This window comes from Paenibacillus sp. 01T431 (assembly GCF_056398625.1).
Genome location: NZ_JBFTPT010000022.1, coordinates 80,326 through 90,609, shown reverse-complemented (window position 1 = coordinate 90,609; position 10,284 = coordinate 80,326). Strand labels below are relative to the sequence as shown.

7 protein-coding genes are annotated in these 10,284 nt (G+C 44.2%); all 7 read right to left on the bottom strand.

The annotated features are described in order from the left end of the window. Positions 1-187 precede the first annotated feature (187 nt). The 7 genes from AC1DM9_RS29675 to AC1DM9_RS29645 all read right to left on the bottom strand — a co-directional run bounded on the left by AC1DM9_RS29675 (position 188) and on the right by AC1DM9_RS29645 (position 10,284). Complete coding sequence (locus AC1DM9_RS29675) at positions 188-1,144, bottom strand: alpha/beta fold hydrolase (protein ID WP_477583703.1); 957 nt, start codon at positions 1,142-1,144, stop codon at positions 188-190. A gap of 53 nt (positions 1,145-1,197) precedes the next feature. After that, positions 1,198-4,086 (bottom strand): sensor histidine kinase, encoded by a 2,889-nt coding sequence (locus AC1DM9_RS29670; protein ID WP_477583701.1) that lies wholly within the window; start codon positions 4,084-4,086, stop codon positions 1,198-1,200. Continuing rightward, complete coding sequence (locus AC1DM9_RS29665; protein ID WP_477548862.1) at positions 4,083-5,432, bottom strand: response regulator transcription factor; 1,350 nt, start codon at positions 5,430-5,432, stop codon at positions 4,083-4,085. Before AC1DM9_RS29665 ends, AC1DM9_RS29670 begins: the two co-directional genes overlap by 4 nt. Positions 5,433-5,516: 84 nt before the next feature. Next, positions 5,517-6,995 (bottom strand): glycosyl hydrolase family 28 protein, encoded by a 1,479-nt coding sequence (locus AC1DM9_RS29660; RefSeq protein ID WP_477583699.1) that lies wholly within the window; start codon positions 6,993-6,995, stop codon positions 5,517-5,519. A gap of 23 nt (positions 6,996-7,018) precedes the next feature. Further along, positions 7,019-7,906 (bottom strand): glycoside hydrolase family 43 protein, encoded by an 888-nt coding sequence (locus tag AC1DM9_RS29655; protein WP_477548860.1) that lies wholly within the window; start codon positions 7,904-7,906, stop codon positions 7,019-7,021. 9 nt (positions 7,907-7,915) lie between these two features. After that, complete coding sequence (locus AC1DM9_RS29650) at positions 7,916-9,412, bottom strand: glycosyl hydrolase family 28 protein (protein WP_477583697.1); 1,497 nt, start codon at positions 9,410-9,412, stop codon at positions 7,916-7,918. A gap of 29 nt (positions 9,413-9,441) precedes the next feature. Then, positions 9,442-10,284 (bottom strand): carbohydrate ABC transporter permease, encoded by an 843-nt coding sequence (locus tag AC1DM9_RS29645; protein WP_477548858.1) that lies wholly within the window; start codon positions 10,282-10,284, stop codon positions 9,442-9,444.

Sequence of the window (10,284 nt, the reverse complement as noted above, 5' to 3'; positions counted from 1 at the left end):
TTTTTTAAGCTGATCATCCATCCGCTTGTTTGCTGTTCCCTTTTTTCATACTTGCATAAAAAAAGAAACGGCACAGGACTTTTTCCCAAGCCGTTTCTGATTCTATTTTTATTCCCGGTCCTGACTCTTATGTTAACTTAATGACATTGACCATAAGGTCAGAGTTTTTATTTCTATTTCATTCATATTAGTTTAAGAAAAATTGAATCGTACGATCCGACGAACCAGGCAAATGCTCATGCCCAAAGTCCGGATAGATGACTAACTGCTTAGGAGCAGTTATTTTGTTATAAGCTGCAAACTGTGTGGAAGGCGGACAAATGGTATCCATGAGGCCAACAAACATCAATACTTCGCCGCGAATGCGGTTTGCAAGAAATTGAAGATCGATATAACCCAGCTTCTCAAAAATTTCATCCTCGCGCTCATGCAGTGGATCAAAATAACGGAAGAAGGTGCGAAGCTCCTGATACGCGTCCTTCGCCAAATCCATCTCCCACGTGCGTTTATAATCGCAAAGGAATGGGAACACAGGAGCAAGCTTCTTTACTCTCGGTTCAAGCGCCGCACAAGCAATCGTAAGCGCTCCGCCCTGCGAACCGCCAGCTGCATAAACACGTTCTGGATCAACCTCAGGCAAGCCCAGTGCGATGCCCGCTAATTGTGCAGTATCCAAATAGATATGACGGAACAACAGATTATCCGGATGGTCATCTAATCCCCGAATAATATGACCCTGATGTGTATTTCCCTTCACATTGCCGGAATCCTCAGACTCCCCGCCTTGACCACGGCAATCCATAGCTAGAACGGAGAAGCCTAATGCGGCATAAGCCAGCTTGTCACTCCAATCGCCTGCATTTCCCGTATAGCCATGGAATAATACGACTGCGGGATGCGGCTCTGCAATATGTTTTGGCCGAACATATTTTGCATGGACACGAGCCCCGCGAACGCCCGTAAAGTAGAGATCAAAGCATTCCGCGTTCGGAGTCTGGAATGAGCTTGGAACGAGCTTAATTTGCGGATCTAAAGCACGCATCTCAGCGATCGCACGATCCCAATAAGCATCAAAATCAGCAGGACGAGGATTAATTCCTTGGTACTCTTTTAACTTCTCAAGCGGCATGTCAACTAACGGCATTTACAATCATTCCTCTCAAATATTATATGTTTATGCGACTGTTAATCGGCAGATTACGAATCATCCACCACTGCAGGCGCAATGGGTAGTTTGATTGTTATCGTTGTACCTATAAATTCCTCACTCTTAATATCCAATTCTAATTGCTCGCCATAATAAATCCACAGCCGCTGATATACATTTATCAAACCTACACCACTGGTACGCTTCATTGTTCCTTTGGTCTGAGCTGGCATCGGCTCAGTCGCCATGCTTAACGAATCTTTTACCTGTCTTAACTCTTCCTCGCTCATGCCTATTCCGTTGTCTGATATAGATAGAATCAACCGGTGGTCTATAAATTCAACACATATACCAATTTCACCATTACCATAAAGGTCTTCTATGCCGTGCTGAAGTGCATTTTCGATAATTGGCTGCAAAATGAACTTTAAGACCGGCATTCTCATCGTCGACTCTTCCAGCTGCCAATTGACGGTAAACTTGTTTTGGAATCGCAGCTCCTGAATGGTCAAATAATTACGGGTATGCTCAATTTCTTCAGTAAGCGGCACAACTTCGTTGCCGGTATTTATCGTAAACCTAAATATTTTAGCTAAGGAGTTCACCATTGTACTAACCTCAGTCGCACCATATTGCCTCGCTCGCATATTGATGGCTTCCAAAGTGTTATAGAGAAAATGAGGATTAATTTGTTGCTGCAGCATGCCGAGCTCAGCCTTCATCCTAGATGTAACTAATATTTTCTCGCGGATTTGCTTATTAATATTCTCTTCCATTAATTCATGGATCTGCTTGATCATCTGATTAAAGCTTGCGACGAGCTGGCTAATCTCATCCCTCGGATTTGCTCCCTGCTCCAGCTGAATCGGCAACACCTCCTCCTTCTCTACAGCTTGCTTCAGCCTTTCAATCGGCTTGACCAGCATGGACGATACACTCCACATTACCGCCAAAATAATAATGATAATCAGGAGAATGAGCAAAATAAAGCGATGAAACATACTGTTGATTTTTAAATACATATCATCAATCGTCATAAAAATAAACGTCGACCAGCCCAAGCTCCCCATCTGACGATGTACAATGACCTGATTGCTGCTTTCCACCTGATCGATTAAGACATCCTCCACCTTCTCCAAATCGCCATTCCACTGATGGGCCGCCGCTTCCCTGAACCCTTGCGAGGACGTATTGGAATAGATGAATTTACCGGAACGATCGAGCATGACGAAGCTCTGTTTGCGATCCGAGGTCACATAGGAGAATGCATCTTCCTTGAGAACAACCTGAAGAAAAGCATCCGTCGACTTACCCGGGGACGCCGAGGGAACTGACAGCTTCTTAATCAGCATCAAGGACGGATGCCCATAGACATCATCAAGCCCAGTTACCCAAACCATTTGTTCAGGTTGTAAACCCTCCAGCAGTTCAGAATCAATTGATGATAGCTTAAATAAAGTTAAATTGTTAAAGAATGCCGACGAGTAACGTGCAACTCCCCCAATATCATATAAGACAAAATAAGAAAGATCACTTAACCCAGGATAGCTTGCCACTGTAAAATCATCAATATTTTCCATATAAGAGTAAGGAGATATCAGGTTCGTCAATCGGCTGTCTGTAGACAACCGATTCGTTAAGTTCTCGTAACGCTCCATTCGATCACGCAGCTCTATAATAAGGTGGTCAGAAGATTCGACTGATAAATCCACTGCTTTGTTAAAGACGTAATTATACATCATGAACAAATGCATGCCGATTGCCATTAACACTGGAATAAGAACGGACGATACGAGCAAAAGCAGTATTTTGCCCCGAATAGACAATCTCGAAAACTTACCTTCGGAGAACTTTTCCTCAGGTATGCTCCGAAGATCTAGTTCATTTCCCTTCTTCCATACGATTCTAGCAAGCACTTGGAATGGGTACATAATCATATTGGCAAACTTAAAGGCAATCAGAAGGCTGATCACCAATGTGCACATGAAGAAACCAATGTATGCGTTGATATAATTCTGGCTCCATAACGAATCGCTTCTTATCCGTTCGAAGAAAACAATATTTAGCCCGTATGGGGAAACAGGTGTCGCTCTCACTCTATAATTGCCTTCTATGTGCTGCTCCCACTCTTTGAATCCGTTTTCAATTCGATGCACCGCTGTCTCTAGGGCGTCCTCGCTTGGCAAGTTTGACCACAGCGTCTGACGATTCTCATCTAGTACGCTTACGTAGCCGTTCCATATGCTTTCCGAAGGAAGCTCAGCCGAGAAAATACGTTCATCTAATACAATAACGGACAGCACGTTTAAGTAATTTACACCATTATTAATAATTAAATGCCCTTCTATGTGCTTAAAAAATTGATCGAGTCGCAGCCACGTATCCGCTGAAATATCCGCCTTCTTTGCTGTGAGGACATCCGTGAACATGCCGACTGGAATGTAAGTCGGCATGCTGTAATACCGGGTAAATGAATCGAGCAAGCCTGCACTTCTTAGCTCATCGATCCACGGAATTTGGCTGCCCGGAATAAACTCTTTGGTAGTGAAAGATTTGCCGAAGTTTTGCTGGTTAATATTTTCCCCGATGAAATAAATTTGATCGACAGAGCCTGGAGGTAAGTGCAGCTGCTCCAGACGAGAATTGAGCTCGCTCCTTGCTATCGCTTCTTCTTCACGCGAACGAAGGCTCAAAAACGAACGTGCGTAATTCGTAAAGTCCAACGATTCAATCTGCAATGCCAAGGAATTCATTTCATTGAGCTTCGATACGATTTGACTCTCAACATGATTGGAAAGATTTTGTTCGGACGACCGCTGAATCTCGGAACCAACATCCCGCGTATTCCAATAACTTATGCCGATTAACGTGCATTCTGAAAGCACTGTCAGCAGAAAGGCAATGACTACGAGTCGGTTACGGTGGTAACGAAATCTCATAATGATGCGTCCTTGTCATCTATGTGATAAGAAGTATTGCGATATTCAATCGGAGATTGCTGTGTATACTTTTTGAAAACCAAAGTAAAATACCTAGGATTCTCGTAGCCTACCATTTCTCCGACCTCATGCACTTTATGGTTGGTTAGTTTTAATAAAGTTTTCGCCTTCTCGATTCGGTACACCGTTAAATAATCAATGTACTTTTGTCCAGTAAGCTCTTTGAACAGAAAGCTCAAATAACTGGCATTCAAATGAACATGTTTGGCGACGTCATCCAATGTGATCGTCCGATCAAAGTTCTCTTCAATAAAAAGTTTTGCTTCTTGTATGAGACGTTTGCCGTTAACCTGCTCGACGTACTTACGCGGGATGGCCTCTTCTTGCATTGATGTTTTTGTTTCAAGGCTATTGCGGTCATCCTTCGTTTGAAACAATAATCTCGCTCCCTGGTACGACAACCGAATATGTTCAGGTTTCGAGATGACCTTTCCAATGGTGTACGACAAATGCGATTTAAATAATCCGCGAAAACGTCTTAAGCCATGAAGTAAACGATCAAGCTGATCGGCCAATTCTCCCGCGCCTTCCCTCAGCGCCAATACGGCACCAGGCTCAGAAACAATTAACGAGCATTGTCCTTCTTGATCCACATAATGATAACCGAGGCCTTTCTCATCCCATAAATCCTGCAGCAGATTGTCCAAGGTAAAGACGATTAAGTTCCAATCCTTGTCGCCAACACCTCTAGGTTTATTCGGATATTCTGAAAAACGAAGCAGACATACCGCATAGTCCCCGTTCTCCTCCAGCATGACTTCAGCCGATGCGCTTTCCAGCTCGATAGCCTCTTCTGTCATCTCGCTTTGCAGAATATCCCTTAAAAACTTCTTTCGCAAATGATTCGCGGACAGCTTTGCCTTCCTCTCAAGCGTGAGCGTTTTAGCTTGCTGCTCTTTCTCTTGGCTAATGAGACGAACCGCTTTCGCCAAAATTTTCTCGTATTCATCGAAATCAAGCGGCTTAAGCAAGTAATCAAGCGCTCCATGTTTCATACACGACTTCGCGTATTCAAAATCATCATAACCCGACAAAATAATAATTTTCGTGTGGGGATACAGAGCGGCCACTTTTTCTACCAACTCCAGCCCATCCATAAGAGGCATCCGAATGTCCGTTACCACGATATCCACCGGTTCATTTATTAAAGACTTTAGAGCAAAAAGTCCATTCTCGCAATCTTCTGATACTTCGATCTGAAGTGCCGAATAGTCAATGCTCCTAAGCCCTTGCCTAATTTCGTATTCATCGTCCACGATCATAAGTTTGTATCGATTGCTAGTCATTCGCAATCCCCCTCTGAGGATAACAATCTACTCCATTATATAATATAAGGGTGGGGAAAATACGAAGAAAATCTCTATTAGTCACTATTCAGATTTTCCACATATGCTTATGTCGCTAACGTAGTCATTCATTCGGAGATTCGCATCCTCCAATCGCTCGACTGGTCTTCCATCAATAAACAATCCATCAACCAAGACATCTTTAACCACATGGCTCGCGTCATACCCATGAAAGAGAGACGGCACTTCCTTAGACAGGTAAATGTTTCGGAATAGTATATTATTGATATGGCCTGGTTCGCTGTCTACCGACCAACGGTCTTTGAAGATCAGACACGCCATGGCATACTGGCGTTCATCTTCGATCCTCATATTCTCGAATCGAACCCTCTCAATAGTGCCGGAGTCTCCTACAATAATACAGAGGGAGCCCAGCTCCTCCGTCCATGTAGCTGTACTATGCACAATGTCGCAATCTTCGAATACGACGTCCTGAATATTTGTTCTCGTCTCCCCCGTAATACCGAAGCAGCGCACCTTATCATTCCATACCGTACATTGGCGAACGGTAATATTTCGTCCCCCAACCGCAGGAGGAGCAGCCATTGCCTTGACGACGACCGCATCATCGCCCGTACGGATTAGACAGTTTGCTACATGTATATCCTGACTATTAACAATATCAATCCCGTCACTGTTCTCCCGGTAACCGATTAAAGTAATGTCATTTATGGTGCAATCGCTCGATTTGGATAGATGAATCGTCCAATGCGATGTTCCGACAATTGTTAAACCCTCAATCTGAATACGTTTGCTTTCATTAATAAATATTGCCTTTCGAGCATGCCAATCCAGCTGGGATAAATCAATAATGCCTCGTCCTCGTATTTGTATATCTTCGGTGTGTTCCGCGACAATAAAGTCCTGATAAACCTTCTTTTTTGCCCAGTCGCTCTCGACCATCGGGACTTCATCTTCCGGAACAAACACCTGAAGGACAGCACCTCCTGCGATATAAAGTGTCTGCCCCTTCGCAAGCTCCAGCTTGCTGACCCTGTGCAAACCCGGCCCGTAATAAATGACATCTGGGTTGCCAGCGTGGGGTACATTTCGTTCTTCGGCATGTACCGTTATGAACAAAGGACAATCCTGATTTTCATTCGTCTCAATAATCAACTTACAAGGGCCGTTTATCGGAATATGGACTTCCTGCTCCAGCGTTTTTGGAGACAGCCCAAGCGAAAATGGGTGAATAGATGCGCTGTGAACTGGCCTTGCGCTACGTGCAACAAGCGTGATTTTGCCCGGTTCACCTACATAAGATAACGAAGCAAATGAAGCAGGCCCACCGCTGGTGACGGGAGCAGCATATACAGGGATAGCATGCCCGCCGACGCATAACTCCCAGTCCCTGGATAGCACAAGTCCGTCGGGATCAGCTCCATATGCGTCCTCACCTTGTCGCTTTAACCTTTCTTCACTCACCGCGTAATGGATCCCCTTAGGGGCGGGATCTATCCGAATGGATGCATAATCCCCTTTATAAACAATCGTCTCTTCCATATCAATCTCTCCTCGTCGTCCATTCATGCCTCTAATTGTTTTTTGTGCTCCACTTGAGGCTTTCCATCAGTGCTAAGGATGGATAAGAAAATAGGTCGCTCATTAGGATGAGTATTTGGCATGTGTAACGATAGCAACAGCTGCCCCTGCAGCGTATGAAACAGCATGCCATGACCTCCATCTTTCTCGAATAATAGCTCTGGCTCCTGCAACCACGGACCCAAAATATGACCCGTAACCGATTGTGCTATTCCAATGGCATAACCCTGCTTGCCGTGACTAGACCACATCATTAATAATTGTCCGGCGTCAGACCGAAACAAGAAAGGCCCATCCGTTACGAAATTCCCTTTTCCTTCGGCTTCTACTGGCCAATACGCTTGTGATGCCTTGAATAATAAAACGGGTTTACCCAGCGCCCTATCGAGTTCATGCGTCAAGCGCATGGCGTGTATTTCTCCATCCTTGACCTGTGTCCACTCATGACAAAACACGATCCACGGAACACCGTCATCGTCCACAAATAACGTACCGTCTAAACACTCCCATTCCGGAGGTGTTATCGGTCCATCGCCATGCGGAACAAATGGCCCTAAGGGATGGTCCGCGACCAGTATCTGTGTAGCTCTGCACTTATTAAGCGCCTTAAAGCTCGCAAACATATAGTACCTATCACGATAGAGATGTACCTCTGGTGCCCAATAGTGATGATCGGACCAGAAATCTGTAGGTGGTCGGAATACGGGAAAAGGACCTACCCAGTCGATTAAATTGCTGCTCGTATACGCATCGAATCCGTTTGCTTTGCCATTCCAAGCGGTGTCGCCGTTCGTACCATACATGTAATAGCAGCCATTGCTGCTGTCCGTCCATACAAAAGGATCGCGCAGATGAATTTCACCTAATCGCATGACTCCCTCCTATTTCACATGCACATTTTCTGCATATTGGTTTATTGTAAAATGCGGATCATCTACGGCCTTTACTTTCTTCCCATTAATCTTGATATTGTCGAAAATAACATCCGAGATCATACGGTCTCTGCTCCAGCCCTGAACTTTAATTTCGTTCGTTCCATCCGAATAAGAAGTAATATCCTTGTATCGGATCCCTTTAATTGATCCGGGCCATGCCCAGTTCCCCTGTATAGCACCAAAGTAAAACGTTGTGTCCATCTGAATATTAATCAGCCTTTTTGCTTTCTCTACTCTAATATTCTCAAATGAAATATCACTGAATTCCGTGCCATGCAGCGCAAAAATATTGATTGCAGAACGATCTGTCAACCCATCTGGATGATCACGATCGTCAAAATTATATAACACGTCAATATTGTTAAAATGAATATTTTTAAAATAAGCGGCTACTGTCTCTGCGCCGATGCCGATTGCGTTATTGCCATCCGCCCAAAGCTGAGCGTTCTTATAAGTGATATTGTATACAGGAAGCGCTTTAGCAGGATCTTCCTCTTGCGACAATCCCTTAATGGCTAACGAGTCATCAGCGGAATGGATAAAGGAACCGTCAAAGACGATATCATGACTGCTTACAATATTAAACCCGTCTGAGCTGGCATACCTTGGACTTACAGCTTTATAGTTAATGACTTCAACGTCGCTGTTGCCATGCATCGATGACGTCCAACTATTCGTATCTCGATTGACAATAATATCTCTAACCGTGGACTTGGTGACGTAGTTCAGTGCTAATGCGATATCATCATATTCATCTTGGTTTCTGTAATCATTAAGAATAATACCCCTGCCTCTTATCGTAATATTCGTTGCATGATCGGCTCGGAACCTGCCTCTCACAACCGCACCGCCGCTAATATACAAGGTTTGGTTTGATTTGATCATGGTTGGTGGCGTCCCATATTCCCCTAAGTCATGAAAACCAGGACCAAAGTAGATAACATTAGGATCTGTAGGGTCGGGAATATCCGTCTCAGGAGCCTCAGCAAATAGATGCAATACTTTACCCTGATAATTGCCGTCCAGCACTAAAGAAACGTTGGCTGGACCATTTAGCTTGAACGTAATGGTGTTTCCACTGCGTTCGCCTTTAATCCCAAGCGATCTAGGCACTAGCTCAAAGGACGAAAATTCGAAATTCGGTGTTACCGCAATCGTACTGCTGGTTGGAATATCGAAATATCCGTAAGAGACCGGTTTATTCCAGCTGTTATTGCCTGCGTTGTATAAATCAATATCGCTCTCTCCAGCTTTCACTGTGAAGTCGTCCGAACGGTAGTTCACAGGTAAGTCAACCGGCGCTGCGTAGGTTTGAACTGGTTTTTCTTCTACGTTCTCCTGCGCCTGCGCACATCCAGCTAACGTCTGGATGAGTATGGCTGCCATCATAACCTGAAGCAGAATTAATCTAATAACACGCTTTGGATTCCTATTTCCTTTCATCTAAATCCCCCCAATGCTTAATGCTCTGATCATCCTTTGACAGCCGAGGATACGACTCCTTCTACCAAATAACGCTGCCCTAAGAAGAACACAATGATAATGGGCAATACGAACAGAACCAAGCCAGCGCTCTGTACCTGCGTCATCGTAATTTCCTTCTGCCCGGGAAAAACATAACCGATCGAGAACAAAGCTGTAGCCAGCGGGTATTTATCATTTTGCAGAAACATGAAAGGTGTAATATAATCATTGCCCCATGATCCGTTAAAAGCGAGGATCGATACCGTTGCAATGACTGGGAGCGATATCGGCAAAAAGATATTCCAGAAAATACGATAGGTCGAACAACCATCAATTCTGGCTGCTTCCTCTAAATCTTTAGGAAATGTCGCAAAAAATTGGCGATACAAAAAGATGCTGAACGCACTTCCGCCCAAAGCCCAAAAAAACCAAGGCCAAAAGGTATTAATAAAGCCAATTTTGAAGAAAATGACGTACGTCGGGATCTGAGTAACGATACCTGGCAGCATCATCGTGGAAAGCATCAGTAGAAATAAAACATTTTTCCCCGGTCCCCGAAGCCTTGCGAATCCATAACCGACCAAGGCGCTTGTTATCGTAGGTATGACCACAGAAATAACGGTAATGATGATTGAGTTTTTAGCGTAACTCCAATAATCAATGAAGGTTAATGCATACTTGTAATTTTCGAAGTGCAGGCTGGTTGGCCAGAATGTTGAAGCTGATCCTACCACTTGCAAAGAGTTTGTCACAAGCCAGTAAAGCGGGATGACAAAAAGAATGGAAAGCAAGACCAGCAATGTATAGGTAACAATTCTGAATGACGTATTCTTTACACCTGCGTTTACCAT